Raw genomic sequence first — 26,434 nt, 5'->3', positions numbered from 1 at the left:
TTTCGGCGCAACTGATTCGGAGAGCAGGGCGCGAAAGAAAAGGCCCGGTGACGCGCAGTGGCGTTACCGGGCCTTCGGAGCGAACGGGCCCTACGGCGGGCCGAGCACGCCGGTGGTGATCGTGATCGTCCCGGTTTTCGAGATCGAGGACCCGGTCGCAGGCTGCTGATTGAGGATCCGGCCGACGCTGCCCGTATCGAAGGTGCCCTGGGTGTTCTGGTTGATCTGGCTCACGCTGCCGGTCCAGCCCGCCTGGCGGAGTCGATCCAGCGCCTGGGTGGGAGTCAGGCCGACGAGGGTGGGCATGGTGATCTGGTCACCGCTCGAGACCTGGACCGTCACCGAGGAACCCTTGTCGGCCATGGTGCCGCCGGCCGGGTTGGTGGAGATCACCTCGCCCTTGGGCTTGGACGACGCAACCTCCTGGATGGTGATCGTGAAGCCGGCGCTGTCCACCAGATTCGGCTGCGCGACGCTGATGTCCTGGCCGACGACACTGGGCACCCTGACCTGCTCGGGCCCCTTGCCGATGATGACGATGACCGCTTGGTCCACATCGACCCTGGTCCCCGCGGACGGCTCGGTGCCGATCACCTTGTCGGTGTCCTGCTCGCTCGATTCGCGCCGCTGCACACTCGGATTCATCCGCAGGCCCTTGGAATTCAATTCCTGTTCAGCCTGCTGCTGGGTCAGCCCATCCAGCCGGGGCACGGGCACCTGCGCGGGACCGGTCGAGACCTGCACGGTGACCGTACTGCCCTTGTCGATGCGCGATCCTCCCAGCGGCTGGGTGGAGATGACATTGCCGGTCGCGACTTTGCCGTCCGGTTTCTGCTGGATAGCCACCGTGAAGCCGAGCCGCTGCAGCGCGTCCTGCGCCTGCTGCTGCGATTTGTTCGACAGATCGGGTACAGCGACCTGATCTGGCTTACTACCGGGCCCGATCAGTACCCAGAACAGGGCGAAGATCACCGCGAGCCCGGCGGCGGCGCCGAGGGCCAGATAGGCGGTGCGGCGGGGGCTGCCCGGCTCGGTGGCCTCCTGTTCGGCGGTGTCGTCCTTGCGTTCGACGGTGCGGAAGTTGCGCGGCGCCGGCTCGTTGGACCCGAAGACGGTGGTGCGATCCTCATCGGTCATCACCATCGGCGCGCTCGGCTTCTGCCCGCCGAGCACCCGGATCAGATCCGCCCGCATTTCGGCGGCGGTCTGATACCTGTTGGCCGGATTCTTGCTCATTGCCTTGAGGACAACGGAATCCAGCTCGCGTGGAACGCCGTTGTACACGTGCGACGGCAGCCGGGGATCTTCCCTGACGTGCTGGTAAGCCACGGCGACCGGCGAGTCACCGGTGAAAGGCGGTTCGCCGGTCAGAATTTCGAAGAGTACGCAGCCGACGGAATACACATCCGAGCGAGCGTCTACCGTCTCGCCGCGGGCCTGCTCGGGTGAAAGGTATTGCGCGGTACCGATTACCGCGGCGGTCTGGGTCATCGGATTGGAACTGTCGGCCAGCGCCCTGGCGATGCCGAAGTCCATCACCTTCACCGCACCGGCGCGGTTGATCATGATGTTGGCCGGTTTCATATCGCGGTGCACGATTCCGGCCTTGTGGCTGAAATCGAGTGCGGCGCACACATCGGCGATGATCTCCATGGCGCGGCGCGGTGCCAGCGGACCCTTGCCGCGCACGATATCGCGCAGGGTGTCGCCGTCCACGTACTCCATGACGATGTAGGGCAGCGGCCCACCGTCGATCTCGGCTTCGCCGGTGTCGTAGACGGCGACGATGGCCGGATGGTTGAGCGCGGCGGCATTCTGCGCCTCGCGCTTGAAGCGCAGATAGAACGTGGGGTCGCGTGCGAGGTCGGCGCGCAGCACCTTGATCGCGACATCGCGGCTCAGCCGCAGATCTCGCGCCTTGTGCACCTCCGACATTCCACCGAATCCGATGATCTCGCCCAGCTCATAGCGGGAACCGAGATTCTTCGGGGTCGTCATGGCTGTCCTTGCGAAGAAGTGGGCGGCGCACTGTGAGTGACCGAGGGGCCTCGGGCACCGGGAGCTTCCGAAAATGGTAAGTCGAGCGTCGGGAACCAGGTGCGAGTGGTGGTCGGACTGCCGGTCTTACTCTTCTTGGTCGTAGTCGGCGCCGCCGTCGTTGTGGGTGGCGTTGTTGTTGTCGGTTCCGGCGTTGTCGTCGGCGGTTCGGTGGTCGTCGACTCCGGCGCGTCCGTGGTCGGCGGCGGCACGGGCGGCAGCTGCCGGGTCGTGGTTGCCTGCGGCGCCGTGGTGGTGGGCGGCTGCGTGGGCGGTGCGATGCTCGTGGTGGCGGGCGTCCGGGTCGGATTCGGATTGGTGTCGCCGCCGAACAGCAACCAGATCGCGGCTCCGCCCAGTAGCACAGCGCCGATGCCGAGGGCGGCCAGCCATTTCTGCGTGCCGGTCCAGCCGCCATTGTGTGTCGGCGGTCTGGTGCCCGGCGCGCCGGGATTCATCGCGGTCGGCGCGACACCCGCCGCGCCGACCGCACCCGTCGGCGCGCCGTAGCGCATGGTCGGACCGTCCTGCTGCTGACCCGACGGCAGGATCGTGGTGGGACCGGGCGGAAGTATTCTGGTGGCGCCCTCGGTGGCGGGACCGGCCGCACTCGCGCCGTGCGGCGTCGGCGGACGGTGACCCGCCCTGACCGCCGCGACGGCGTCGGCGAATTCGCCGCCGCTGGCGTAGCGCCGATCGGGGTCCTTACCCATGGTGATCTCGATGAGTTCACGCACATTGGGCGGCAGGTCGGACGGCATCGGCGGCGGAGTGTCGCGGACGTGTTTCATCGCGACCGTGATCGCGCCGTCGCCGCTGAACGGGCGATGACCGGCCAGGACCTCGTAACCGACGACGCCGAGCGAGTAGACGTCACTCGCCGCCGTGGCATCCTCGCCGACGGCCTGCTCCGGGGCGATGTACTGCGCTGTGCCCATGACCATGCCGGTCTTGGTGACGGGGGAGGCGTCCACCGCCTTGGCGATACCGAAATCGGTGATCTTCACCTGACCGGTCGGCGTCACCAGGATGTTGCCCGGCTTCACGTCGCGGTGCACGACACCGGCGGCGTGGGCGACCTCGAGTGCGCGTCCGGTCTGCTCCAGCAGGTCGAGGCCCTGCACGACCGAGAGCCGGTTGAGCCGGTTGAGCACGGTGTTCAGCGGCTCACCCTGTACCAATTCCATGACCAGATACGCGGTCTCGCCCGCGGACGGATCGTAGGTCTCGCCGTAGTCGTAGATCCCGGCGATGCCGGGATGGTTCAGTTGCGCCGTCGTCTTGGCCTCGGTTCGGAACCGTTGCCGGAAGGTCGGGTCGGCGGAGAATTCGGCCTTGAGCACCTTGACCGCGACGCGGCGGTCGAGCCGGGTGTCGAGCGCCTCCCACACCTGACCCATGCCACCCGTGGCGATGAGTCGTTGCAGGCGGTAACGGTCCGCGATCATCGCACCGTTGTTCAGCATCGGGGCCCCCGTACCTCTCGTACGTTCATATCGTTCAGCCCCCCTGGATGCCGGCGTCGAGCACGGCACGGGCGATAGGCGCCGCCACCGAGCCGCCGGTGGCCGCCAATGCCCGGTCGCCGCCGTCCTCCACGATCACCGCGATGGCGATCTTCGGATTCTGGGCGGGGGCGAACGCGATGTACCAGGCGTGCGGCGGGGTGGAGCGCGGGTTCTCGCCGTGTTCGGCGGTACCGGTCTTGGACGCGATGGTGTAGCCGGATCGGCCGCCACCGACGGTGTTCTTCTCGGAGGCGACCATCATGGTGGTCAGCTGGGACGCGACTTGCGCGCTCACGGCTTGGCCAACCGAGACGGGTTTGGTTTTGGACAACTCGCTCAGATCGGGTCCCTGCAACTGGTCGACGAGATAGGGCTGCATCCGCACGCCACCATTGGCGACAGTCGCCGCGATGACCGCGTTGTCCAGCGGGGTGAGTGCCACATCGCGCTGGCCGATGCTGCTCTGGCCGAGCGCGGCGTTGTCGGAGATGGTGCCGACCGTACTCTCGGCCACCGGCATGGGAATACCCCCGTGGGGTCCGATGCCGAACGCGGCGGCCTCGTCCTTGAGGTTCGCGGCCCCGACGCGCAGCCCGAGTTCGACGAAGGCGGTGTTGCAGGAGAACCGGAACGCGTCGGTGAGCGACGCGGTCGGGCCACCGCCGCAACTGGAGCCGTTGTAATTCTCCAGCGTCGTCGTGGTGTCGGGAAGTGTGATCGTCGGCGCGGCGGTGAACTGATCGTCCGGGGTGGCGACCCGGTTCGCCAGTGCGGCGGCCGTGACCACCACCTTGAACGTGGAGCCGGGGGGATAGGTCTGCGAGACAGCGCGATTGAGCATCGGCTTGTCCGGATCGCCGGTCAGGTTTTCCCACGCTTGGGTCGTCGCCGCGCCGTCGTGCCCCGTCAGTTGGTTGGGGTCGTAGCTCGGCGTGGAGACCATGGTGAGGATCTTGCCGGTACTCGGCTCGATCGCGACCACCGAGCCGGTATAACCCTTCGCCGTCAACTGGTCGTAGGCCACCTTCTGCATCACCGGGTCGAGCGTGGTCAGCACGTTGCCGCCGCGCGGATCGCGACCCGAGACCATATCGATCAGGCGCTGCCCGAACAGTTGACTATCGGACCCGTTGAGGACCGAGTCCTCGGCGCGTTCCAAACCGGTGCTGCCGTACTGGATCGAGTAGAAGCCGGTGGCGGGAGCGTAGGCCTGCGGATCGGTGGGGTAGGTGCGCAGGTACTTGTAGCGGTCTTCCGTCGCGACCGAACTGGCCAGCACGGTGCCGCCCGCCGATATCTGTCCGCGCTGGCGCGCGTACTCGTCCAGCAGGACACGGGAGTTGCGCGGGTCGGTGCGGTAGTCGTCGGCCTTGATGACCTGGATGTAGGTCGCGTTGACCAACAGCGCGACGATCATCACCATCACCGCGACCGCGACCCGTCGTAGTGGCGTGTTCATTCCTGTGGCCTCGTCTCCGAGCGACGCAACAGCTCTGTCGTTGCTTCGGCGATGGGGGCGACGGGCTCCTTCTTACGAACAGGGGCGGGCGCGCGGGCGGCGTCGGACACCTTGATCAGCAACGCGAGCAACGCGTAGTTGGCCAGCAGCGAAGAGCCGCCGTAGGACATGAACGGTGTGGTCAGACCGGTCAGCGGGATCAGTTTCGTGACACCGCCAACGACGACGAACAGCTGGATCGCGATGGTGAACGACAGTCCGGCGGCGAGTAGTTTCCCGAAGCTGTCGCGGACCGCGATGGCGGTTCGCAGGCCGCGCAGCACGAAGACCAGGAACAGGATCAGCACGGCGGTCAGCCCGATCAGACCGAGTTCCTCACCGATGGTCGTGATGATGAAGTCGGTATTGGCGAAGGGCACCTGATTCGGTCGCCCACTGCCGAGCCCCGTTCCCGCGAGGCCGCCGGTCGCGAGCCCGAACAGCGATTGGGAGATCTGGTAGCCGGTGTTGTTGTAATCGGCGAACGGATCAAGCCAGGTGTCGGTGCGCACCCTGACGTGGGAGAAAGAGTTGTAGGCGAAGAAGAAACCGAGGGCGAGCAGGCCACCGCCGATGATCAGCCAGCCGACGCGTTCGGTCGCGATGTAGAGCATCACGAGCACGGTGCTGAAGATCAGCAGCGAGGTGCCGAGGTCCTTTTCGAAAACCAGCACCGCGATGCACACGATCCACACCACGAGGATGGGGCCGAGGTCGCGGGCCCGCGGGAACTCCATGCCGAGCATATGTCTGCCCGCGGTGGTGAACAGGTCACGCTTGGCGACAAGCACCGAGGCGAAGAAGATGATCAGCAGAATTTTCGCGAACTCGCCCGGCTGCACGCTGAATCCGGGCAACCTGATCCAGATCTTCGAGCCGTTGGTCTGCGAGAACCGGTCCGGCAGCAAGGCCGGGATCATCAGCGCCACGAGGCCGATCAGTCCGAGGGTGTAGCTGTAGCCGGCCAGGGTCCGGTAGTCGCGCAGCACGACGAGCACCGCGATGAAGACCGCCATGCCGAGTCCGGTCCACATGATCTGCTGATTCGCGTCCGGGGACGGGATCGACAGCGAGTTGAATTCGGCGTTCTGCGCCGCGCCGAGGTCGAGCCGGTGGATCAGGACGAGTCCCAGTCCGTTGAGTACGGCGACGACCGGCAGCAGCAGCGGATCGGCGAACGGCGCGAAACGACGGACCGCGAGATGCGCGATCGCGAACAGCGCGAGGAATGCGAGCCCGTATTTGGCGATATCCCAGGTGATCGACTGCTCCTGGCTGGCTTCGACCAGGAACAGCGAAATAGTGGTGAGCAGCGCCGCGAAAGCCAGCAGCACCAGTTCGGCATTGCGTCGTGTCGACGGTGGCGGCGCGGGAGCGAATCCGCCGGGCGGACTGGGAAATGCCCCAGCGGACGGCGGTGCTGGTGCGGACATCAGTCCGTCACCCGGCAGTTCTCCCCCGCGATCTGGGGGTTCGGCGACGCGGTCGACGTCGGCGCGGTGGTCTCCACCTTCGTCGGTGTCTTGACGTCGGTTCCCCTGGTGTCACCCGGGTTCGGCGCGGACGGCGTATCCGCCGGGTTCGCCGCAGGCGGTGTGTCGGTCGGCGCTGGTGCGGGCGGCGCGTCGGTCGGGTTCGCCGCGGGCGGCTGCGCCGGATCGTTGGGCACCACGCCCGGCTGAGCGGGCTGGGTCGGTTGAGCCGGCTGCTGCTGTTCTTTCGGCTGGCACGGCGGCAGCAACTCCTGCTTGGCGAGCAGTCGCATCTGATCCTCGGCTTTACCGAGGGAACCCGGCGGCAACCCCTTCACCACCTGATCGCGTCCGGTCTGTTTGAGATCGCTGACCCGCAACGTCTTACACGACGACGGCAGCTGGGTGCCCGTCTTCAGCATGGTGAGTTCGCCGGATTTGTTGACACAGCCCACGGTGTCGACCTCGTGGATCGAATATCCGAGGATGGAGCCGGGCAGCCCGCGCATGATCACGACCTGGCCGCCGTCGGCGCCGACGTAGTAGTTGCTGCGAATCATCTTGTAGCCGATGACGAGTCCGATGCCGACGGCCAGTATCAGCGCCACCGCGAGCATGATCCAGCGCAGCCGGTGCGATTTTCCTGTCGCGGGTGGTTCGGGGGTGGACGCGGCCCGGCGGGGCGGCGTCGCCCTCGGCGGGCGCATCGCGGCGGCCCGGCCCGCCGCGGTATTCGGCGGCGGGGAGTCCTCGTCCTGACCCGAGGCCGCGCCCGCGACGATCGGGTGACTCTGCCCGTAGTCGAGATCGATGACGTCGGCGACGACCACGGTGACGTTATCCGGGCCACCGCTGCGCAACGCGAGCTCGATGAGCCGGTCGGCGCAGTCGTCGGTGCTGCCCTCACGCATGGTGTTGGCGATGGTCTCGTCGCTGACCACATCGGAGAGGCCGTCGGAGCACAGCAGGTAACGATCGCCCGCCCATGCTTCGCGCATGATGAGCGTAGGCTCGATCTCGTTGCCGGTCAGCGCCCGCATGATCAGCGAACGCTGCGGATGGGTGTGTGCCTGCTCGGGTGTGATTCTTCCCTCATCGACCAGTGACTGAACGAAGGTGTCGTCCCTGGTGATCTGGGCGAGTTCGCCGCCGCGCAGCAGATAGGCGCGCGAGTCGCCGATATGCACGAGCCCGAGTTTCTTACCCGCGAACAGGATTGCGGTGAGCGTGGTGCCCATACCGTCGAGTTCGGGTTCTTCTTCGACTTGGTCGGCGATAGCGGCGTTGCCCTCGTGGGTCGCCGCGTCGAGTTTGCCGAGCAGGTCGTCGCCGGGTTCGTCGTCGTCCAGATGGGCGAGCGCGGCGATCATCAGCTGCGATGCCACCTCGCCTGCGGCGTGGCCGCCCATACCGTCGGCGAGTGCGAGCAGCCTTGCGCCCGCGTAGACGGAATCCTCGTTGTTACCTCGGACGAGGCCGCGGTCGCTGCGCGCTGCGTAGCGGAGAACAAGTGTCACGATCGCAGCTCGATCACTGTTTTGCCGACACGAACGGGAGTGCCGAGGGGAACACGGACTGCGGTCGTCACTTTCGCGCGGTCGAGGTACGTGCCATTCGTCGAACCCAGATCTTCGACGTACCAATCGTCACCACGCGGAGAGAGTCGCGCATGCCTGGTGGAGGCGTAATCATCGGTGAGTACCAGCGTTGAATCGTCCGCACGACCGATCAGCACCGGTTGGGTGCTGAGCGTGATGCGAGTGCCGGCGAGTGAACCTTGAGTCACCACAAGATATTTGGCGCCCTTCTGGCCTCGGCTGAAGGAAGGCAGCACTGCGGAACCGCGTGCGGCCCTTGGCTGGATCCGAACGCCGGATGCCGCGTAGATGTCGCTGCGCAGAGTCCGCATGACCGCCCATACGAACAGCCACAACAGCAGCAGGAACCCCGCACGGGTCAATTGCAGGATCAATCCCTGCACGGCGTTCCACCTCCTGTTCGACCGTGTGTACGTCGGTGCCGTAGGTGCGGTTCGACCCACCCCCACAAGCCTGCTGGTCTTGCCCGGCCCCGAAGTGGCGCCGTGCGTGTTGGCAGCATCATAGGGCCGTCAGTCGATTTCGATCACGATAAGACCGCAGAACCCCTGATTACCATCGAGGGACGCGTCATGTCGTGACCTGCACCGGCGAGCTTACGGGATCACACGATACGGATCAGGATCTCGGAATGCCCGGCGCGGATCACATCACCGTCGGCTAGCTGCCAATCCTGGACGGGAGAACCGTTCACGAGAGTGCCGTTGGTCGAGCCGAGGTCGGAGAGCATCGCCGTCTGGCCGTCCCAGCGCACCTCGATGTGGCGGCGCGATACCCCGGTGTCGGGAAGGCGGAAATGCGCGTCCTGACCACGGCCGATGATGTTGCTGCCCTCGCGCAGCTGGTAGGTGCGGCCCGAGCCGTCGTCCAGCTGCAAGGTCGCCGAATAGCCCGAACCGGCCTGGGCGGCACCGGCATACGCGGCGGGCGCGGCATAGCCGGGCTGGGCGCCGTAGCCGGGCTGTTGCGAGTAGGCCTGGCCGTAGCCGCCCTGCTCCTCCTGGCCGTAGCCGGCCTGTTCGGAATAGGTCTGGTCGCCGTACGCGGGTTCGGCGTAACCCTGCTGGCCGTAGCTCTGCTGCGCGTAACCGGGCTGACCGTAGCCGGGATCGCCATACCCCTGGTCGGCGTAACCCTGCTGCTGGCCGTAACCGGGTTGGCCGTAGCCCTGCTCGCCGTAGCCGGCGGGCTGGCCGTAGCCGGGTTCCTGGTAGCCGGCGGGTTGGCCGTAGCCCTGTTCGCCATAACCTTGCTGGCCGTAGCCGGGGCGTTCGCCGCGTTCGCCGTAGCCGCCCGCGGGCTGGCCGTAGGCGGGGTCCTGATACGCCTGCTGGCCGTAACCGGCGCCCTGACCACCCTGCGGGTAGTCGTAGCCGTTCTGGTAGTCGCCATATCCCTGCTGCGACTCCGGAGCCTGGTAGTCCGAGCCACCGCCGTACGGCGCGGCGCCTCGGCCGTAGTCCTCGTGATACGCACCGTTCTGCGGACCGGGCCGCCCCGCCGGCGGCGGCGCGTACCCGCGGCTGCGTGGATCGGACTCCGCGGGCTCACGACTCGGGTCGTAGCCAGAGTTCTGCGTCATGGGGCCAGCTCCTGGTTGCGGGTGTGCAGGTCGTTGTGGCGGGGGTTCGGGGCTGCGAGCCTGGCTGGCCCTACGTCCGGCGTCGGGATCGACGCGGCCGCTCGCCCTGAACTGTCCGGTGTGCAGCGTAGGTGATGCCTCGAACGCTACGTGTACTTCGCCGTAGGTCTGCCACCCTTGATCGCGGATGTAGTCCTGGAGATGTTTGGCGAACGCGCGGGTGGTGAGGTCGTGGTCGGCATCGAGTTGTGCATGATCGGAAGAGTTGATCGTGATCACATAACTGTTGGGCGCGAGCAAGTGCCCGCCACCCACATCCTGGATGTGATCGGTGGCCTCACGCTGCAGCGCTGCCTCGACTTCCCGAGGAACGACACTGCCACCGAACGCGCGGGCGAAGGCATCGTCGACGGTACCCCTCAGGCGGCGCTCGAACCGGGAAACGATGCCCATCTCGGCCTCCCTTCGGTGAGCGTCTACCCGAGTCTCTACTCAATTCATAACAACGACACACCCGTATGGCGTGTCGTGTATCGACCACGTTCATTGCATGATATCCACGATCGTCCACACCTGTAACTCCCGGAAACGCCAGTAGGTTCCCCGTGTCGCCGGTAGGAGTCACAAGCCCCGTCGCTGCGCTGGTCAGGGGCCGATTTCGTATTTCACACAGGCCCGTGATACGTTCTTCGAGTCGCTCGGGCGAGTGGCGGAATGGCAGACGCGCTGGCTTCAGGTGCCAGTGTCCTTCGGGACGTGGGGGTTCAAGTCCCCCTTCGCCCACTTTCCTTGTTGAAAGGCCCGTGCTCTTCATGAGCACGGGCCTTTTCCTCGTCTCCGTAGGAGTCGAGTGGGTGGTTGTCGGCGCGGGCGTCAGGGGGCCGTGGCGGATAGGGGACGGGGTGTGGCGTTGTCGCGTTCGATGATGCGGGTATAGAGGCGGACGATGACGTCCATGAGGTCGGTGCCGAGATCTTCGGCGCGCTGGGCGGCGATTTCCAACGCCACCGCGGTGTCGGTCAATTCGGGGTCGCTGAGAGTTTCGTCGAGCACCATGCCGCTGATGGCCTGCTCGCGGGTCAATGGGGTGTAGGGCAACCAACTGAGGAACCAGTTCCCGCCCTTCGCCGTGGAAATGTACCGAGCGATCTCGGGGGTGACGTCGCTGGAAATGATCTGGTCGTTGATGTCGAGTGCCATGGGTGCGCTCCATTCACTTGGGTGCGCTGCTGTCGGTGGCCGGGCGGCGTGGGTCGTCGGCGTCGGTGGATGACGCGGGATGCCGGAAAGGCGATGGTGCGGGAAGATTCTGCTCGGAACTTCGGTCGTCAGCTCGGAGCTTCGGTGGCTCGGCGAGGGGCCGTCGGTGGATGCGGCGATGGAGCCGACGGGTGCGATGTCGCGAGGACGGGTGAGGATCTTGTGTCCGGAACCGAGCCTGTGTGCCGTCGTGAGGTATCCGTCTTCGGCACCTCCTGGATCTGCTCGAGCCCTGAAATCCGATAGGTGCCGGAATGGTCGGCGAGAGCGGATTCCCTTGGGGCCGTTGCCTTAATGCTAGGTGTGGATACTTCAGGGTGTCAACTAAGCAGTGATGATATTTGCTTATATCATTCTTGTGTCATTGATTAGAATAAAGCATTCACGGCGCGGATTGGCGCACAGCCGACTGAATCAGGTGCGAATGGGATGGGTGTGCGCTGAGGGAATGATTCCGATGCGGCGCAATCGCTATCGGTTTCCCTTCCTGTGGAATCGCTCCAAGCCGTGTTGCAACCCCCCGAATGCCACAGTGTGATTAGAATGTCGCATCGTGACACATGATCATCACTCGGGATTCGGATGCCGGGTGGAAGGCGTGGAATGACTCGCACGGCCTCGGAAGGCGAGCCCATCGGCGACCTGATCCGTCGGCTCCGCACGGAACGCGGACTCACTCAGGCCACTCTCGCTGCGAGGGCGGGCTGCTCGCGCAGCCTCGTCCAGCAGATAGAGAACGGCACCCGCGTCCCGCCTCTTCCCCTGCGCGAGCGTTTGAGTTCGGCACTCGGCGAGGAACTTCCGGTCACCGATGGGGCAAATCCGGCCGTCGAGGCGGGGGCGCACTCCGATCTCAGGATGCGATTCAACGTTCTGCTCGGTAAGGATCCCGAGGTGATCGATCGCGCTCTCGGCATCGCCCAGAGCCTCATCGACGCCGCGGGCGCCAGGGATGAGATCGAACCGCTGCGACTGATCGCGGATCGCCAACTCGAACGCGCCGAGGAGATCCTGGCGCAGATTCCGTCGCGCAGTGCGACGGTGTGGGAGTGGAATACCGTCAGTGACTGGCTGACGATCCTGGAGCAGGCGACCACGTCGGTTCGCGCCATCCACACCGCCGACCTGGGCACCATCGGCGGCGATGTCGGCGACGACTATCACGCGGCGATCCTGCGGCTGGCGGATCGGTCCCGGCCGGAGCCGATCGATGTGCACCGAATGTATGTGCTGGACAACATCGAAGACGTCTGGTCCTACGACGAGAAGCTGTGGCGGCAGGCGCGCGCGGGTGTCGAGAGCGTGCTCGTCAAACGCGAACACGCACGCAACGCCCAAAGCATGCTGGTCGTGGACGAACGGTATGTCGCGGTCGGCGAGTACGAATACTCACGCCAGGTGCGCGTCGCCACCCGGTTCTCGGCGCTGAAGCACGATGTCGGATTCGCCGTCCGTCGATTCGAGAAACTCTACGAACTGCGTCGCCTGGGTTCAGCGATCACGGTCGACGATATCGTCGCACGTCCGCAACTCGCGGACTTCTCCCAACTCAGCGAGGGTAACTGTCGCGAGTTGTTCCGCGCGGCACTCGAACAGAGTTGGCACGATCTGCCCGCACCGGGAGAAGCGCCGGTCCGGGGCCCGCGATCGTGAGCGTTGTCGGCTCCCAGGTGGATTCGCTCGACCTCGCGGTCGTGGTGAGCCGCTCCGAACGTCGGAAGCGGGAGATACAAACCCGACTCGGCTCGGATCCGATTTTCGCCGGGACCGGGGGACGCGATTACCGGGGCTTTCTGGACGCCTACCACGGCGAAACCGGTCTGCCGGTCGCCGAGGCTGCCGCAGCCGCGCGGGACGTGGCATGGAAGGAGGCCAACGAGTCGGAATTGCCGCCCGGGTACGGGGATTCGCGATACGACAAAAGGCAGCCTCCGCTATTGCTGGAATTGGCCGCAGACAAGCTGTTCGCGCGGTTGTCGTATCCGGCCGATGGCATAGCCGGTGTCCGGGTGCGGCCCGAGGATGTCATCGTCTGCCCGTATTCGAGCACCATTCTGCTGGAGGAAGCGATCGCCACCCTGGCGGAGGGCTGCCCTGGTGGGGCGATCGTCTGTCCTGAGGGTTTCTACAAAAGTGCCCCCCTCCACATCGGAAAGTCCGGACTGCGGATCGAAACATGTCCGACCACCGCCGATGATTCGTTCCGGCTGGATCCGGTTGCGTTGGAGCGGGTTCTGAGAAGACTCGGGCAGGCGGGGGAGCTGGCCGGTGTGCTGCTCACCTTGCCGGGTAATCCCGTTGTCGCCGAATACTCCGTCGCCGAACTGATCGAGATCGGACGGGTGCTACTGGACAGCGGAACCCGCGTCATCTGCGATATGGCGTTCGATCGGCTGGTCGCGCACCACATTCCGATCGCTGCGGTGCGAGTGCCGAGCGAACGCGGTCGAGTGCCGCTCTTCGATCGGATTCTCACCATCACCGGAAATTCCAAGGGCTATAACGCCTCGGGGCCCACCAAGATCGGTGCGGCCTGTTCCGGCGACAGCGTATGGCTGAAAGAGATCCGCGACCGTTTGACCGTCGTATTCCAGCGCGAGACCACCCATCTCGCCGCGGCGATCATCGACCACACTCCTGACGGCTATTTCGAGACCACCCGCCGGATCGCGTTGAGCCAGCAGGCGCGCGCGTGGCGTCGCGTCGCCGCCATCAATCGCCGCGAAGACCTCACGGCCCGATTCGGCGGTGACGCGCTGCGTCCGCTCGGCAGTCCGCACGGCATGTTCCTGACTATCGCTTTCGCTCCAGCGGTATTGGAGGCGGCCGGAATCGAGGACACACCGCAGTTGGAGGATCTGTTGCTGGCGGTGGCTGGTATCGACAGCGTCGCGTTGTTGCGCACCGGTTCACACCGGCTCGGGGTGCGACTCAATATCCTCACGCCGCGCAACCAGTTCGGCCCACCCACAACGGTGGACGGGCGACCCGACGAGCGCAGGGCCGTCGTACTCGACGAACTGTTCGACCGAATCGAACGGTTGCTTCTCGACATCCTCGCGGGCCGCACGTACGCGACGGCGATCACCGCCAAGGGGTTGGCGCCGCTGTCGGCCGTGTCGTATGGCGGGATGCGGTGATCACGGGTGTTCTGCGTGAGACCGCGTCGATGGAACAGCGCGTCGCGCTGACCCCGGCCGATACGGCGCGTCTGGCCGAGGACGATATCCGGGTCGTGGTGGAGCGCGAGGCGGGAGCGGGCGCGGGATTCCGCGACGCGGAGTACCGCGCTTCGGGCGCGGTGATCGTCGATGATCGCGCCGATATCTTCAGAGGCGCCGATGTGGTCGTGTGGGTGAAGCCGCCGGCGTTCTCCGTGGCGGGGATGCCATTGCGGGAAGGTCTGGTCCTGCTCGGATTCCAGGATCCGCTGCATCGTCGAGCCGAGATCGCCCGGTTGACTGTTCGCGGCGTGAAATCCCTCGCCTTCGAGGATGTCCAGCGTGATGACGCTTCCGCCGAAATAGACGCGCTCAGTGTGATGAGCCGCATGGCGGGTTCGATCGCCTATGGACGGGGTCGGGCGACGCTCGCGCCCGACTTGCTCGCGCACCCGGTCCGCGCGCTGGTGCTCGGGTGCGGCGCGGCCGGACTGGCGGCACTCGGCGCGGCGGAAACCTTCGGTGACCGGAAGCCGACGGCTGTCGGCAATCGCCTCGCGCAGGAGGCGGCCGCACTGCGCGGCGGCGCGGGCCGCTTCGTGCTGAACGCGCACGGCAATCGGCGTGCGATTCGTGAGCTGATCGCCGCCGAACCGCCTGAACTCGTCATCTGCGCCGCTGTCCATCGCGGCACACGCGCTCCGGTATTGCTCGACGACGCGAGTCTCGACCTGCTCGCGCCCGGTGCGGTGGTGGTCGACCTCGCCGCCAAGGCCGGTGGAAATTGCAGCGCTGCGCGAGCGGACACCACGGTGCACCGCAAAGGAGTGACCATCACCCACCGCTCGAACTACCCTTCCGACCGGCCCGACGCGGCCTCCCGTGCCTACAGTGCCGCCGTCGCCGCCATGATCCGCCGTATCGCCGAGGCTGTGCCCGGTCGCGGGTAGTCCCCTCTCGCGTCCCCGCGTCCGGGAACACCGGTACCCGGCGGGTTGTGTGGCCGCTTCGGGCCCGAGGTAGAACCTGTTCCAGAACTGAAAATTGAAGTCACCTCCCCGAAAATGTTGATTTGAGACGAGAACCTGTTCTAATTTTGGTCATGCGCAGATATGAGGGCCGCCGAGTTTATGTCACCGGAGCCGGGTCGGGTATCGGGCAGGGAATCGCCTTGCGACTGCTCGATGAGGGGGCGCGACTGGTCGCCGCCGATATCGATGCCGCCGGGCTCGCCATCACCGCCGACAAGGCCGGTGACGCTGCCGATCGACTGCGGACCGTGGAAGTGAATGTCGCCGATCCGGCCTCGGTCACCGCGGCCACCGCGCAGGCGCTGGAATTCCTCGGCGGTGTGGACGTGCTGGTGAACGCCGCGGGCATCCTGCGGCCCGCCCGCACCCACGAGATGCCGCTCGAGGTGTGGAATCAGGTCATCACGGTCAACCTGACCGGCACCTTCCTCGTCACCCAGAGCGCATTGCCCGCTCTGGTCGACTCCGGGCACGGCGTCGTGGTGAATATGTCCTCGACGGCGGCGTTCAGTGCGGCTCCCTACCTCGCGGCGTACGCGGCCTCCAAGGGCGGGGTGAACTCGTTCACGCACGCGATCGCACTCGAATACGCCAAGCAGGGTCTGCGTGCGGTCAATATCGTGCCCGCGGGTATCACCAGCGGTATCACCACCACCTCGATCCTCGACCAGCCCGAAGGCGTCGACTACACCCTGTTCGCCCGGTTGACCGGTTGGCTCAACGGTGGCGCGCTCGGTAGTCCGGAGGACATCGCGGGTGTGGTGGCGATGGTCGCTTCGGAAGACGGACGCTATATGACCGGCACCGAGATCCGCGTCGACGGCGGCGCGATGATGTAGCTAGCCGGGTCGGGCGATCAGCAGGTGGTGCGGTATCGGACGGTTCTCCAGTGGCCGGTGTTCGACGGCGCAACCCGCCTGCTCCAGCGCGGCGATAACCTCCGGCACCGGCCGCAGCGTGAATCCGTATGCGGTGAACGGCATTTTCGCCATCGCGTCCGGATCGCCGATACCGACCACGGCCCGCCCGCCCGAGCGGACAACGCGCGCGAGTTCGGCGCAGGCCGCGGCCAGATCGGGCACGAAGTAGAAGGTGTTGACGGTGATGGCCGCGTCCAGGCTGTCGTCGGCGAGCGGCAGTCCGGTGAGCGAACCCGCGCTCAGCAGGAGGCGTCCAGCGTCGAGATCGCGTGCGAAGCGGGATTCGGCCCTGGCCAGCATGTCCGCGGATGGCTCGATGCCGTGCACCGCCCCGGCCGCACCGACCCCGGCAAGCAGCAGCGCGAGTCCGGCGCCGCCGCCGAATCCGATATCGGCGACGGTCGCGCCCGGCGTCACGGCGGCGGCCTCGACCGCGCCCTCGATCGCCCTCCGGTTACCTCGGTTGAGGAATCCGGCCACGCCTTTGCCGAGTATTCCGTGCGGATTGCCGAGTTGACCGGCCAGCGTGGACAGGATGCGATCACGGAATCCGCTCATGGACGCCAGCCTAGACATGCGGGATCGAATACTGTTGCCGCACCTCGACGGGCTGCGTCGCCGAGGCCACCGACGGAAGCCGAACTCGCATGCGATCTGCTCTGATACTGCTGACGGCCTGCGTCCTGGCGCTCTCGCCCGCGGGCTCGGCGGATGCCGAGGAGGGGGTGGGGCCGCTGGCGACGCCGAATCCCTATCTCGGCCCGCTCGGCACCTCGACCATGCACGGTGACGCGGGATCGTCGGACGCGACGCCGCTGGCCGGTCCGGGTCCCGGCCGCCAGTCGGTATCCGCCTATCCGCTGGCCTCGGCCTGCCCAACGCTGTTGCAGGGGGCCGACGGCCTGGTGGTGGCGTTGTGCACGGCGATCGCTGGGCAGACACCGACGGTGCGTCTGCTCGATCCGGCCGTACCGGGTCCGGTCGGCGGTTCCCTGGCCTCGGTGACATTGGCCAAGGGCAGTTTGCTCGGCGGCGTCTACGCCTATCTCGACAATGCCGACCGGCTGGTGGTCGTGGACGGTGATCGAGCCCTGGTCCGGGTCGCGCACATCAGGGATGCCGACGGGCGATGGCGGTTGTCGATCGACGGCAGCGTCGATCTGAGCGCGGCGATTCCCTTGGGCGACAACGTGACCGGGTTGGTTCCCGACTGGTCGGGCAATGTGTGGTTCGCTACCGGAGGCGGCGTGGTCGGTCTGGTGACGCCCTCGGGTGCGATCGCGACGCACACGCTGCCCGCAGGGGAGCAGGTCGCGAACAGTATCTCCTCGGCGCCGAGCGGAGGGGTCGCGGTGGCGACGACGCACGCGCTCTACGAATTCCACGCCGATGGAGCCGGACGACCGGAACAACTGTGGCGCGCGGCCTACGATCGCGGTTCCGCGCGCAAGCCGGGGCAGCTCAGCTGGGGGACCGGCTCGACGCCCACCTACTTCGGGCCGGTGACCGGCGCGGAGTACCTGACCATCGTCGACAATGCCGACGATGTGGTGCGGGTGCTGATATTCCGTTCCGGCACAGGGGAATCGGTATGCGCGCTACCCGTTCTCACCAAGGGCGGTGCGGGCAGCGAGAATTCGCCGATCGGCATCGGGGGCTCGGTATTCGTCGCGAGCACATACGGTTACCCGTATCCGGCGGTGCCGGAGGGCGCGGGGCCCGCCATCCCCGCCGCCGCGCCTTTCGCCGGTGGTATGACACGGGTGGACGTGGACGACACCGGCTGCCACACCGTTTGGGAGAGTTCGGTGCGCAGTGCCGCGGTGCCCCACGTGTCGACGGCGGACGGCAATCTCTACACGGTGACGCGGATCGGAGCGTCGACGACCACGTCACCGCTCGACGGATTCACCTTCACCGTCATCGATCCCGATACCGGCGCGGTGATATCGGATGTGGCGCTGCCCGGCACGATCGTCGACGATCCGTTGCAGACCTCGGCCTTGATCGCCACCGGCGGCCTGGTGTTGCAGGGCACCATCACCGGCATCCTGCGCATCGGTTGAACTTCCGCTCGGAACCTGTGGATATCTGGGGGATTTCTGTGGATAACTATTTGCGCCCGGGCGAGCCTGTGTCCCGTTGGGGATAATTCGGACCGGGCCCCCTGAAAGTTCCTGTGGCTCATCGTCGGTGTGCGGACGGTTGAGCGAAAACGTAAGACGAATAGTAAAATCGCAGGTAGGCGGCGTTTTTTCGGTCCGGGCACGGTCTGGTCGCCGCGCGCGCCCCGCAGCGGGCGGAGCGGATTCGCCGATCGCGAGTGACCGTTCCGTGACCCTCATCCTCGCGTATAGGGTTATGCACAGGGGGCTATGTATAGCCTGTCTGCATCAGGGGGTAGACGTGCCGTACTCGTCGGCTCGGGGGCCGGTGTCACTCCGGGTGCCCACGGGGCGGCGAACTCCAGCCGTACTCGTCGGCTCGGGGGCCGGTGGCGAGTCCGCGCCGCACCATCGCGACGGTGCGCTCGATCGCTCGATCGCGCGTCTCGGCATTGATGACTCCGAACGCGCCTTCGATGATCAGCGATGCCATTCCGTGCACCGCGGCCCAAGCGGCGAGTTCGGCGTCGGGCCGATCCGCCGGATCGGTGTATCCGATGACGACCAGTTCGTCCAGCAGGTCGGAGAGCAAGTCGAAGGCGGGCGAATCCCACTGACCGGGGTCTGCGGAATCGCTGCCGCAGAACGCCGTACGGAACAGGCCCGGTTCCCGCAACGCGAAGGCGATGTAACCGCGCCCGATCGCGTTCAATCTGCTGACCGCGTCCGCCTGTGGTTCCAGTGCTGCCACCGTCTCGGCCATCGCCGCGAACAGGCTCTGTTGGGCGTGTTCGTGGGCCGCGAGAAGTAGTTGTTCGTGATTGGTGAAGTGCCGGTAGGCGGCCGTCGGCGTCACGCCGACCCGCCGCGCCGCGGCCCGCACGGTCACTGCCTCGGGCCCGCCGGTTTCGGCCAGTTCGGCGGCGGCCAGCACCAGAGCGTTGCGCAGATCGCCGTGATGATAGGGGCCTTCACGCGTCGGCTTCGCGCTGGTCGCGGTGCGTTTCTTCGAGGCGGCTCCGGAATGTGTCATCACTTCGATGTTGACACCCATACACATCTGGTGGCAAGTTAACACCCATAAAGTTTGCAGTCGTAAACATTCGATCGGGAGGTCCCGGTATGTTCGAACAACTCGGTAGATTCGTCTTCCGCCGAGCGCGTTGGATACTCGTGGCGAGCGTGCTCGCTCTCGTGGCGGGCGGTGCACTCGGTGTCACGGCGTTCGGCAAGATGCAGCCGGCCGGTCAGGACGATCCCCATACCGAATCCAGCGTCGCGGCAGCCCGATTGGCGGACGAGTTCGGCGCGGACACCGACTACGTCTTCCTGATCCGGGCCGAGCAGGGCGCCGTCGATACCGGTGCGGCGGCCGACTTCGGCCGGGATCTGGCTCGCAGACTCGCAGGTGACGACAGACTCACCAATGTCGTCTCCTATTGGGACACCGGATCACCGGCAATGCGTTCCACCGACGGGACCGCCGCGGTGGTACTCGCGGGCAATGCCGATACCGATCCGGCCGAACAGCACAGGGTCGCCACGGCGATCATCGATGAATACGGTGCCGACGGGCCCGCCGCCCGGGTGCAGATCGGTGGACTCTCGGCGACCTTCGGCGCTGTCAGCGAACAGATAGGCAAGGATCTCGGACTGGCCGAGGGCATCGCGGTGCCGTTGATCATGGTGCTGCTCGTACTCGCCTTCGGCAATGTGGTCGCGGCCCTGCTCACCCTGGTGGTCGGCGGAATCGCGATCCTGGGTACGTTCACCGAATTGTCGATCCTCGGGTCGGTTACCGATGTCTCGATCTACGCGGTCAACCTCACGACCGCGTTGGGTCTCGGCCTTGCGGTCGACTACGGCCTGCTCATGGTCAGTCGTTTCCGGGAGCGGCGCGCGGCGGGCGAGACACCGCAGGATTCGGTGGCGGGGGCGGTCGCCACGGCGGGACGGACCATCGCCTTCAGCGCGGCCACGGTCATCGCCGCGCTGTCCTCGCTGGTGATCTTCCCGCAGTACTTCCTGCGCTCCTTCGCCTACGCGGGAATCGGGGTCGTCGCCATCGCCGCGTCGGCCGCGGTGATCACCCTGCCCGCGTTGATATCGGTACTCGGCGCGCGGGCCGAGGCGTGGAAGGTGCCAGGGGTCCGCGGCATCCGCGGTGAAGCAACGCCGTTCTGGGCGGGTGTGGCCGGTTTCGCCATGCGCAGGCCCGCGCTGGCCGGGATTCCCGTGGTGGCGGTATTGCTGCTGGCCGCCGCACCGCTGCTCGGCGTCCAATTCGGTACACCGGACGATCGGGTGCTGCCGACCAGTCTCGAGGTCCGTCAGGTCGGCGATGCGATGCGGATGGAATTCGGCGGCGGCGACGCGAACGCGCTGTCGGTGGTGACCACCTCCGGGGTCGCGGCCGGTCCGGTGGCCGAGTACGCCCGCGCGCTTTCGCGCGTCGAGCATGTCACCCAGGTCGATTCCAGCGCGGGTACTTTCGCCGCCGGTGAACAGCGTGGCACCTCACCGGCCGACGCGCGGTTCGCCCGGCCGCACGCGCAGCGACTGACGGTGCTGACGAATCTGGACCGCAATTCCGCCGAGGCCCGCGATCTGGTCGACCGGGTGCGTGCCGTGCCCGCGCCGGATGGGACGCGCGCGCTGGTCGGCGGTGAGGTCGCCGGGTTGCGCGACAGCCTGGCCTCCATCGGCGACCGGCTGCCGATCGTGATCGGCTGGATCGTGCTGACGACCTTCGTTCTGCTGTTCCTGTTCACCGGCAGTATCGTGCAGCCGCTGCGGGCGTTGCTGTCGAACGCGCTCAGCCTGGCCGCGACCCTCGGCCTGATGGTGTTCATCTTCCAGGACGGGCACCTGTCGGGACTGCTCGGATTCACCCCGGCTCCGCTGGACGTGTCGATGCTGCTGCTGCTGTTCTGCATCACCTTCGGGCTCTCGATGGATTACGAGGTATTCGTGATCAGCAGGATCAAGGAATTGCACGATCGCGGGGCCTCGACGGTGGAGGCGGTGACGGAGGGGCTGGCGCGGACCGGCCGCCTCGTCACCACGGCGGCAGCGCTGATTTCGATCAGCTTCCTCGCCTTCGTCATCAGTGACGTCCGGTTCATCCAGTTCTTCGGTCTCGGTGCGGGTTTGGCGATCCTGATCGACGCGACCCTGCTGCGCGGGGTGCTGGTGCCGGTGACGATGCGGCTGCTCGGCCGGGCCGCGTGGTTCGCGCCGCAGCCGCTGCGAGTGGTGCATGCCCGTCTCGGATTGGCCGAAGCCTGATCGACGCGGGAGCGGGCGCTCGTCCGGCGTGGTCTTTCGGACCCGCGGGGCGAGCGCCGACGTCGTTTCCTGGACCTCGGATATGTCCTGTCCCCGGGGTTGTATGCGCCGGTGAGGTGAAGATCACAGATGCCGCCGTAGTTGCCGTTACGGTGCTGATCGGCCGCGATCGCGGTCTCCGCGGGGCGGCTTTTCGGGTGCTGGTTATTTCCGATCTTGACCAGACGCGGGTATGCGGAAGGACTGTGCGACAGGTCGTATATCTGGTTAATTACGGAGTAAACAAACCTGAAGTCGCTTTCTGTTCACCCAATGTCCAGCTAACCGGGTTTCCGGCAGTGAAACGCCTGGTAGACGCGCTGTGAAGATTGCATACCGAGCATCTTCGTGGGGTCAGGCAAATCGCTTGGTGCGCGATCGAATCGCTCGGTAATCCCCCTGGGCGACGTGCCGGGAAGCTGTCGGCAGTGGAGTGGAAAGGGATGGGAAATCGGGCGGGAAATATCAGCTGCGAAGTAGCTGGATAGAGGAAAAAGCCCTTGTTCCGACAGGGTTGCTGGCGTGCTGCTTTATACGCTTGACATCGGCGAAGAGGGTTGCGCCGCCATAACGATTGTGTAGAGTTGACGGTAACGCTGACCGCAGTTGAGCTCGACTCGCTGCGGTCAGCGGAACTCAAATGGGGGATCCCGACACCGCTGCTTCGCAGAGCGTTGCTGTCGATTATCCGGACCCGATGAGCCTATCGTGTGCTCGGTGTTGTCTGCCCCGATACACCGGCAATTTCCCCGTTGGACACCTTCGCGACACCGGTCGCCGTGGTGTCCACCATGTGGACACCAGGTGTAGCCGTGTCGGAAGCGGCGATATCGATCGTCGCGTGGGCCGCCTTGTCGGCATCCTGTGCCAGCGCGGCCCGCCTGCCCACCCCGAACACGTAGAGCAGGAACAGCGCCTCGGCCGCGAAACCGATCGCGATGCGCAGCGCTGCCGGAAGCCCGCTCGGTGTCACGAAACCCTCCAACAAACCCGAGACGAACAACACCGCCACCAGGCCGAGCGCGATGGTCGCGGTGGCCCTGCCCTGTCGGGCGACGGCCTCCAACCTGCTCAGCCGGCCCGGATCGATGAGCGTCCAGCCGAGTTTGATGCCCGCCCCGCCTGCGACGAAAACCGCTGTCAATTCCAGGGTTCCGTGCGGCAGGATGAATCCGAAGAACGCGTCGAGTCGCCCGGCCTCGGCCATCAACCCGGCCGTGATCCCCACATTGAGCGCGTTCATGAACAGCAGGTACACCACCGGCAGGATCAGCACGCCGGTGAACAGCGCGATCGCCGACACCCACGCGTTGTTGGTCCACACCTGCGCGGCGAACGCTTCATTCGGATGCTCGGTGTAGTACGTCTCGAATTGGCCGCCGGGCGCGGTGAGATCGCTGTTGTCGGCCGTAAGGCCGAACAGTTCGCGCGCGGTTCCCGAACCCTGTATCCAGATCGCGAGCCAGACCGAGACCACGAGGAAAACCCCGGCCACCGCCGCCCACCACCGCCAGGCTCGGTAGACAGCGGCGGGAAAGCCATGGGTGAAGAAACGTCCGATCTCCGCCCAGGCGTCGGATTCGGTGCTGAGCACCCGGCCCCTGGCGCGGGTCAGCACCGCGCTGAGTCCCGCGATGAGCTGGGGGTCGGGGCTGTGTGATTGCAGCCGCGCCAACTGCTGGGACGTGCGTCGGTAGAGGACGATCAACTCGTCGGCCTCGGGACCGCTCAGCTTCCGTCGCTTGGACAGATAATCCAGCCGCTCCCATGACCGCCGGTGTGCCAAGCTGTACGCGTCCACATCCATTCGGTTGCCTCCCTGACCGCCGGTCGAAAGAAATGCTATCGACATGGCTGAATTCACGACCGGCGAAGCGGTCGCTCTCGAACTGCCGATCGCCCGGATTCCCACGCGCGCCACCGCGTTCATCATCGATGTGCTGATTCAGCTCGGATTGCTGCTTGGGCTGCTCGCGGTGACATCGCTCGTGCTGCTGCCGATCAATCCCGACGAGGCGTGGATCGACGCGATCATGCTGATCAATGTGATCGTGGTACTCGTCGGGTACCCGGTGGCCTGCGAGACATTGAGCCGAGGACGCAGCCTCGGCAAGCTCGCGCTCGGACTGCGCGTGGTGCGCGCCGACGGCGGGCCGATCGCCTTCCGCCATGCGCTCACCCGGGGGCTGGCCGGGGCCATCGTCGATTTCTGGCTGCTCGGAAGTTTCGGCGCGGTCGCGGTCGTCACGTCGATCTGCTCGCCCGACGCCAGGCGCGTCGGCGATGTCCTCGCGGGCACCGTGGTCGTGCACTCCCAGGCCGCGCTGCCCTTCCCGGCGCTGGTCGTGCCGCCGCCGTGGCTCGCGGGATGGGTGACGAAGCTGGATCTGTCGGGCATACCGGAGGATCTGGCGCTGTCGGTCCGGCAGTACCTGACCCGCGTGCGCACCCTCACCCCCGAGGCCGAGGCCGGACTCGGCGGCGCACTCGTCGCGGCGGTCTGCGCGCGGCTGCGGGTGGCCGCGCCCGCCGGATACCCGCCGGTGCAGATTCTCGGGGCCATCGTGGCCGAGCGGCAGCGCCGTGCACTCACACCGCCCTCGTACGGGCTGGTCCGCACGGGCTGACGGCGGCGCGGTCTTCGCTGCGACGCTCACATCGTGCCGGACTGCTTCAGTTCGAGATATTCGTCGGCCAGCGCCTCGGGAAGACGCTCCGGAGCGGCCGCGACCACCGCGATACCCTTGCGCCGCAGCGATTCCTGCACGAGTGCCCGTTCGGCCAGCACGGATTCGGCGGCGGCGGCGCGGTAGAGGTCGGCGAGGGAGTCACGCCGAGATGCCGCCTGCGCGATCTCGGGATCGGTGACAGACACGATCAGCACGCGGTGCCGCTGGGCGAGGACCGGTAGTACCGGAAGCAGATTCTCCTCGACGGCCGCACCGTCCAGACTGGTGAACCAGACCACCAGGCTGCGTCGGCGCGCGCGCTGCAGGGCGGCGCGCACCAGTCCGGCGCTGTCGGTGTCGACCAGGGCGGGGGTCACCGAGGCCAGGGCGTGCATCAGCTTGAGCTGCAACCGGTTTCCGCCGACTCCGCGCACCTCGGCGCGGACCCCGCGGTCATAGGCGAGCAGGTCCACCGAATCGCCGCCGGCGGCGGCGATCCCGCCGAGCAGCAACGCGGCTTCGATACTGGCGTCGAGACGGGTGCCATCGCCGACGCGGCCCGCGCTGATCCGGCCGGTGTCGAGCAGCATGAGCATGGTGCGATTGCGCTCGGGACGCCAGGTGCGCACCAGCACGTCGGTCGCGCGCGCGGTCGCGCGCCAATCGATGGCGCGCACGTCGTCGCCCGCGACGTATTCGCGGAACGAGTCGAATTCGCTGCCCTGACCGCGCATGGTCGCGATATTGCGGCCTTCCAGATGTTGCAGGCGCTTCACCTTCGAGCGCAGCAGCCGTTCACTGCGGAACGGTGGCAGTGCGCGTACCCGGGCGGGCACAGTGCGGCGGGTCTGCCTGCCCGCCAGGCCGAGCGGTCCGAGCAGACGCAGGGTGACCGGGCCCGCGACCCGGTCGCCGCGATAGGTCGGCGTCAGCGTGGTGCGCAGCCGGACCCTGGTGTCGGGCGCCGAATCCAGCCGGTGCGCACGGTGTCGCGCGCGGGCGCTGTCCGGCCAGTCGTCCCACAGGTAGCCGCGTGCGGTGCGGCGACCGGTATTGAGCACCGTCAGCTCGACCTGCGCGGTCCGGCCCAGCCGGACCACCGTGATCGGCTCCCTGGACAGGGTGAGATCCCCGGCTCGCGCGACCGAACCCATATCGAAGAGGACCGCCGCGCACAGCAGGCCGGTCACGATGACGACACCGACCCAGCTGTGCCACGCGGCCGCGACCACAACTGCGCCGACCGCCGAGGCCGCGGCCAGCCGACCCGTGACCACCACGGCTACACCGGAACCGGGACCGCGAGCAGCAGCGACGACATGACACCCTCGGTGGTCACCCCGTCCAGCTCGGCCTCCGGCTTCAGGTGCAGCCGGTGCCTGAGCACCGTTGTCGCCACGAATTTCACATCGTCGGGGGTGACGAATCCGCGCCCGTTCAGCCAGGCCAGAGCGCGCGAGGCCGCCATCAGCGCGGTAGCGCCACGAGTCGACGCGCCGTGCTGCACGGCGGGGGAGCTGCGGGTGGCCCGGCAGATGTCGACGGTATAGGCGAGCACTTCCGGGCTGATCGTCACCTGGGCGACGGCCGTTCGCGCCGCGGTGATGTGGGCTGGTCCGGCGACCGGGCGCAGACCCGACGCCGCGAGATCGCGCGGGTCGAATCCGGCGGCATGCCGTTGCAGAATGCGGAATTCGTCGTCGCGGCTGGGCAATGGGATGTCGACCTTGAACAGGAACCGGTCCAGCTGCGCCTCCGGCAGCGGATAGGTGCCTTCCTGCTCGATCGGATTCTGCGTGGCGATCACCACGAACGGATCGGGCAGCGGACGCGGTTGGCCGTCCACCGAAACCTGGCGCTCCTCCATCGATTCCAGCAGCGCGGACTGGGTTTTCGGTGGCGTGCGGTTGATTTCGTCGGCGAGCAGCAGATTGGTGAACACCGGACCCTGGCGGAAGGTGAATTCGGCCGAGTGCGGATCGTAGATCTGCGAACCGGTGACATCGCCGGGCATCAGATCCGGGGTGAACTGCACGCGCGCGGTTTCCAGGTCGAGGGCCGCCGCCAACGCGCGCACCAACAGCGTCTTCGCGACCCCCGGCACGCCTTCGAGCAGTACGTGGCCGCGGCACAGCAGTGCCAGCACCAGGTACATGATCGCGTTGTCATTGCCGACCACCGCTTTGCCGATTTCGACGCGTAGCGCGCCGAATGCCGCGCCCGCCTCCTCGGCGGTCGGGGTGCGGTCGATGTCGGTCTGGGTCAT

At 66.6% G+C, this 26,434-nt stretch carries 20 protein-coding genes and 1 tRNA gene; 8 read left to right on the top strand and 13 right to left on the bottom strand.

The window, feature by feature from the left end; translation table 11 throughout:
- Positions 1 to 90 precede the first annotated feature (90 nt).
- The 7 genes from pknB to ABZS43_RS11250 form a co-directional block, all read right to left on the bottom strand.
- On the bottom strand, positions 91 to 1,998 hold the full coding sequence (gene pknB / locus ABZS43_RS11280) for a Stk1 family PASTA domain-containing Ser/Thr kinase (protein WP_355035709.1): 1,908 nt from the start codon (positions 1,996 to 1,998) through the stop codon (positions 91 to 93).
- Entirely contained in the window at positions 1,995 to 3,503 is a 1,509-nt protein-coding gene (locus ABZS43_RS11275) for a protein kinase (RefSeq protein ID WP_355035708.1), read from the bottom strand. The genes pknB and ABZS43_RS11275 overlap by 4 nt, the downstream gene beginning before the upstream one ends.
- A gap of 34 nt (positions 3,504 to 3,537) precedes the next feature.
- Entirely contained in the window at positions 3,538 to 5,004 is a 1,467-nt protein-coding gene (locus ABZS43_RS11270; RefSeq protein ID WP_355035707.1) for a penicillin-binding protein 2, read from the bottom strand.
- Positions 5,001 to 6,476, bottom strand: coding sequence for an FtsW/RodA/SpoVE family cell cycle protein (locus ABZS43_RS11265; RefSeq protein WP_355035706.1), 1,476 nt, complete (start codon positions 6,474 to 6,476; stop codon positions 5,001 to 5,003). Before ABZS43_RS11265 ends, ABZS43_RS11270 begins: the two co-directional genes overlap by 4 nt.
- The gene (locus ABZS43_RS11260; protein WP_355035705.1) at positions 6,476 to 8,032 is read right to left on the bottom strand and encodes a PP2C family serine/threonine-protein phosphatase; all 1,557 of its coding nucleotides are present in this window, start codon (positions 8,030 to 8,032) and stop codon (positions 6,476 to 6,478) included. Before ABZS43_RS11260 ends, ABZS43_RS11265 begins: the two co-directional genes overlap by 1 nt.
- On the bottom strand, positions 8,029 to 8,496 hold the full coding sequence (locus tag ABZS43_RS11255) for an FHA domain-containing protein (RefSeq protein WP_040703173.1): 468 nt from the start codon (positions 8,494 to 8,496) through the stop codon (positions 8,029 to 8,031). Before ABZS43_RS11255 ends, ABZS43_RS11260 begins: the two co-directional genes overlap by 4 nt.
- A gap of 221 nt (positions 8,497 to 8,717) precedes the next feature.
- On the bottom strand, positions 8,718 to 10,148 hold the full coding sequence (locus ABZS43_RS11250) for an FhaA domain-containing protein (protein WP_355035704.1): 1,431 nt from the start codon (positions 10,146 to 10,148) through the stop codon (positions 8,718 to 8,720).
- Positions 10,149 to 10,395: 247 nt separating this feature from the next.
- Here ABZS43_RS11250 and ABZS43_RS11245 point away from each other — a divergent pair.
- A tRNA-Leu gene (locus ABZS43_RS11245) sits at positions 10,396 to 10,478 on the top strand.
- Between the two features lie 90 nt (positions 10,479 to 10,568).
- Here the strand turns inward: ABZS43_RS11245 and ABZS43_RS11240 are convergent.
- On the bottom strand, positions 10,569 to 10,895 hold the full coding sequence (locus ABZS43_RS11240) for a hypothetical protein (protein ID WP_355035703.1): 327 nt from the start codon (positions 10,893 to 10,895) through the stop codon (positions 10,569 to 10,571).
- A gap of 663 nt (positions 10,896 to 11,558) precedes the next feature.
- Between ABZS43_RS11240 and ABZS43_RS11235 the strand changes: the two genes are divergently transcribed.
- The 4 genes from ABZS43_RS11235 (at position 11,559) to ABZS43_RS11220 (ending at position 15,986) form a co-directional block, all read left to right on the top strand.
- On the top strand, positions 11,559 to 12,608 hold the full coding sequence (locus ABZS43_RS11235) for a helix-turn-helix domain-containing protein (protein ID WP_355035702.1): 1,050 nt from the start codon (positions 11,559 to 11,561) through the stop codon (positions 12,606 to 12,608).
- On the top strand, positions 12,605 to 14,095 hold the full coding sequence (locus ABZS43_RS11230) for an aminotransferase class I/II-fold pyridoxal phosphate-dependent enzyme (RefSeq protein ID WP_355035701.1): 1,491 nt from the start codon (positions 12,605 to 12,607) through the stop codon (positions 14,093 to 14,095). Before ABZS43_RS11235 ends, ABZS43_RS11230 begins: the two co-directional genes overlap by 4 nt.
- Complete coding sequence (locus ABZS43_RS11225) at positions 14,092 to 15,066, top strand: hypothetical protein (RefSeq protein ID WP_355035700.1); 975 nt, start codon at positions 14,092 to 14,094, stop codon at positions 15,064 to 15,066. Before ABZS43_RS11230 ends, ABZS43_RS11225 begins: the two co-directional genes overlap by 4 nt.
- A gap of 152 nt (positions 15,067 to 15,218) precedes the next feature.
- Positions 15,219 to 15,986 carry an SDR family oxidoreductase gene (locus ABZS43_RS11220; protein WP_355035699.1) on the top strand — a complete coding sequence of 256 codons (768 nt, stop codon included), beginning with the start codon at positions 15,219 to 15,221 and terminating at the stop codon, positions 15,984 to 15,986.
- On the opposite strand, the gene ABZS43_RS11215 is transcribed toward ABZS43_RS11220, so the two are convergent.
- Positions 15,987 to 16,625, bottom strand: a complete 639-nt coding sequence (locus ABZS43_RS11215) for a methyltransferase domain-containing protein (protein ID WP_355035698.1) — start codon at positions 16,623 to 16,625, stop codon at positions 15,987 to 15,989. It abuts the gene before it with no gap.
- A gap of 89 nt (positions 16,626 to 16,714) precedes the next feature.
- Between ABZS43_RS11215 and ABZS43_RS11210 the strand changes: the two genes are divergently transcribed.
- A complete protein-coding gene (locus ABZS43_RS11210; RefSeq protein WP_355035697.1) occupies positions 16,715 to 18,133 on the top strand; it encodes a hypothetical protein in 1,419 nt (472 codons plus the stop codon).
- A gap of 370 nt (positions 18,134 to 18,503) precedes the next feature.
- On the opposite strand, the gene ABZS43_RS11205 is transcribed toward ABZS43_RS11210, so the two are convergent.
- On the bottom strand, positions 18,504 to 19,226 hold the full coding sequence (locus ABZS43_RS11205; RefSeq protein WP_355035696.1) for a TetR/AcrR family transcriptional regulator: 723 nt from the start codon (positions 19,224 to 19,226) through the stop codon (positions 18,504 to 18,506).
- A gap of 68 nt (positions 19,227 to 19,294) precedes the next feature.
- Here ABZS43_RS11205 and ABZS43_RS11200 point away from each other — a divergent pair, with 68 nt between their 5' ends.
- A complete protein-coding gene (locus ABZS43_RS11200) occupies positions 19,295 to 21,460 on the top strand; it encodes an MMPL family transporter (protein ID WP_355035695.1) in 2,166 nt (721 codons plus the stop codon).
- 742 nt (positions 21,461 to 22,202) lie between these two features.
- On the opposite strand, the gene ABZS43_RS11195 is transcribed toward ABZS43_RS11200, so the two are convergent.
- Positions 22,203 to 23,306: a stage II sporulation protein M gene (locus tag ABZS43_RS11195; RefSeq protein WP_355035694.1), complete on the bottom strand. Its 1,104-nt coding sequence runs from the start codon at positions 23,304 to 23,306 to the stop codon at positions 22,203 to 22,205.
- Between the two features lie 43 nt (positions 23,307 to 23,349).
- Here ABZS43_RS11195 and ABZS43_RS11190 point away from each other — a divergent pair, with 43 nt between their 5' ends.
- A complete protein-coding gene (locus tag ABZS43_RS11190; RefSeq protein WP_355035693.1) occupies positions 23,350 to 24,126 on the top strand; it encodes an RDD family protein in 777 nt (258 codons plus the stop codon).
- Between the two features lie 26 nt (positions 24,127 to 24,152).
- On the opposite strand, the gene ABZS43_RS11185 is transcribed toward ABZS43_RS11190, so the two are convergent.
- The gene (locus ABZS43_RS11185) at positions 24,153 to 25,448 is read right to left on the bottom strand and encodes a DUF58 domain-containing protein (protein ID WP_355035692.1); all 1,296 of its coding nucleotides are present in this window, start codon (positions 25,446 to 25,448) and stop codon (positions 24,153 to 24,155) included.
- Positions 25,449 to 25,450: 2 nt separating this feature from the next.
- Entirely contained in the window at positions 25,451 to 26,434 is a 984-nt protein-coding gene (locus tag ABZS43_RS11180; RefSeq protein ID WP_355035691.1) for a MoxR family ATPase, read from the bottom strand.

The sequence above is a fragment of the Nocardia sp. NPDC005366 genome (genome assembly GCF_040606855.1).
Classification (GTDB): domain Bacteria; phylum Actinomycetota; class Actinomycetes; order Mycobacteriales; family Mycobacteriaceae; genus Nocardia.
The sequence above is the reverse complement of the archived record's forward strand: the minus strand, read 5'-3'. Positions and strand labels throughout refer to the sequence as shown.

Coding starts and splice junctions, on each gene's coding strand:
- pknB (WP_355035709.1), bottom strand. CDS start 1,998: ATGACGACCCCGAAGAATCTCGGTTCCCGCTATGAGCTGGGCGAGATC.
- ABZS43_RS11275 (WP_355035708.1), bottom strand. CDS start 3,503: ATGCTGAACAACGGTGCGATGATCGCGGACCGTTACCGCCTGCAACGA.
- ABZS43_RS11270 (WP_355035707.1), bottom strand. CDS start 5,004: ATGAACACGCCACTACGACGGGTCGCGGTCGCGGTGATGGTGATGATC.
- ABZS43_RS11265 (WP_355035706.1), bottom strand. CDS start 6,476: ATGTCCGCACCAGCACCGCCGTCCGCTGGGGCATTTCCCAGTCCGCCC.
- ABZS43_RS11250 (WP_355035704.1), bottom strand. CDS start 10,148: ATGGGCATCGTTTCCCGGTTCGAGCGCCGCCTGAGGGGTACCGTCGAC.
- ABZS43_RS11240 (WP_355035703.1), bottom strand. CDS start 10,895: ATGGCACTCGACATCAACGACCAGATCATTTCCAGCGACGTCACCCCC.
- ABZS43_RS11235 (WP_355035702.1), top strand. CDS start 11,559: ATGACTCGCACGGCCTCGGAAGGCGAGCCCATCGGCGACCTGATCCGT.
- ABZS43_RS11220 (WP_355035699.1), top strand. CDS start 15,219: ATGCGCAGATATGAGGGCCGCCGAGTTTATGTCACCGGAGCCGGGTCG.
- ABZS43_RS11215 (WP_355035698.1), bottom strand. CDS start 16,625: ATGAGCGGATTCCGTGATCGCATCCTGTCCACGCTGGCCGGTCAACTC.
- ABZS43_RS11210 (WP_355035697.1), top strand. CDS start 16,715: ATGCGATCTGCTCTGATACTGCTGACGGCCTGCGTCCTGGCGCTCTCG.
- ABZS43_RS11205 (WP_355035696.1), bottom strand. CDS start 19,226: ATGGGTGTCAACATCGAAGTGATGACACATTCCGGAGCCGCCTCGAAG.
- ABZS43_RS11200 (WP_355035695.1), top strand. CDS start 19,295: ATGTTCGAACAACTCGGTAGATTCGTCTTCCGCCGAGCGCGTTGGATA.
- ABZS43_RS11195 (WP_355035694.1), bottom strand. CDS start 23,306: ATGGATGTGGACGCGTACAGCTTGGCACACCGGCGGTCATGGGAGCGG.
- ABZS43_RS11190 (WP_355035693.1), top strand. CDS start 23,350: ATGGCTGAATTCACGACCGGCGAAGCGGTCGCTCTCGAACTGCCGATC.
- ABZS43_RS11180 (WP_355035691.1), bottom strand. CDS start 26,434: ATGACCCAGACCGACATCGACCGCACCCCGACCGCCGAGGAGGCGGGC.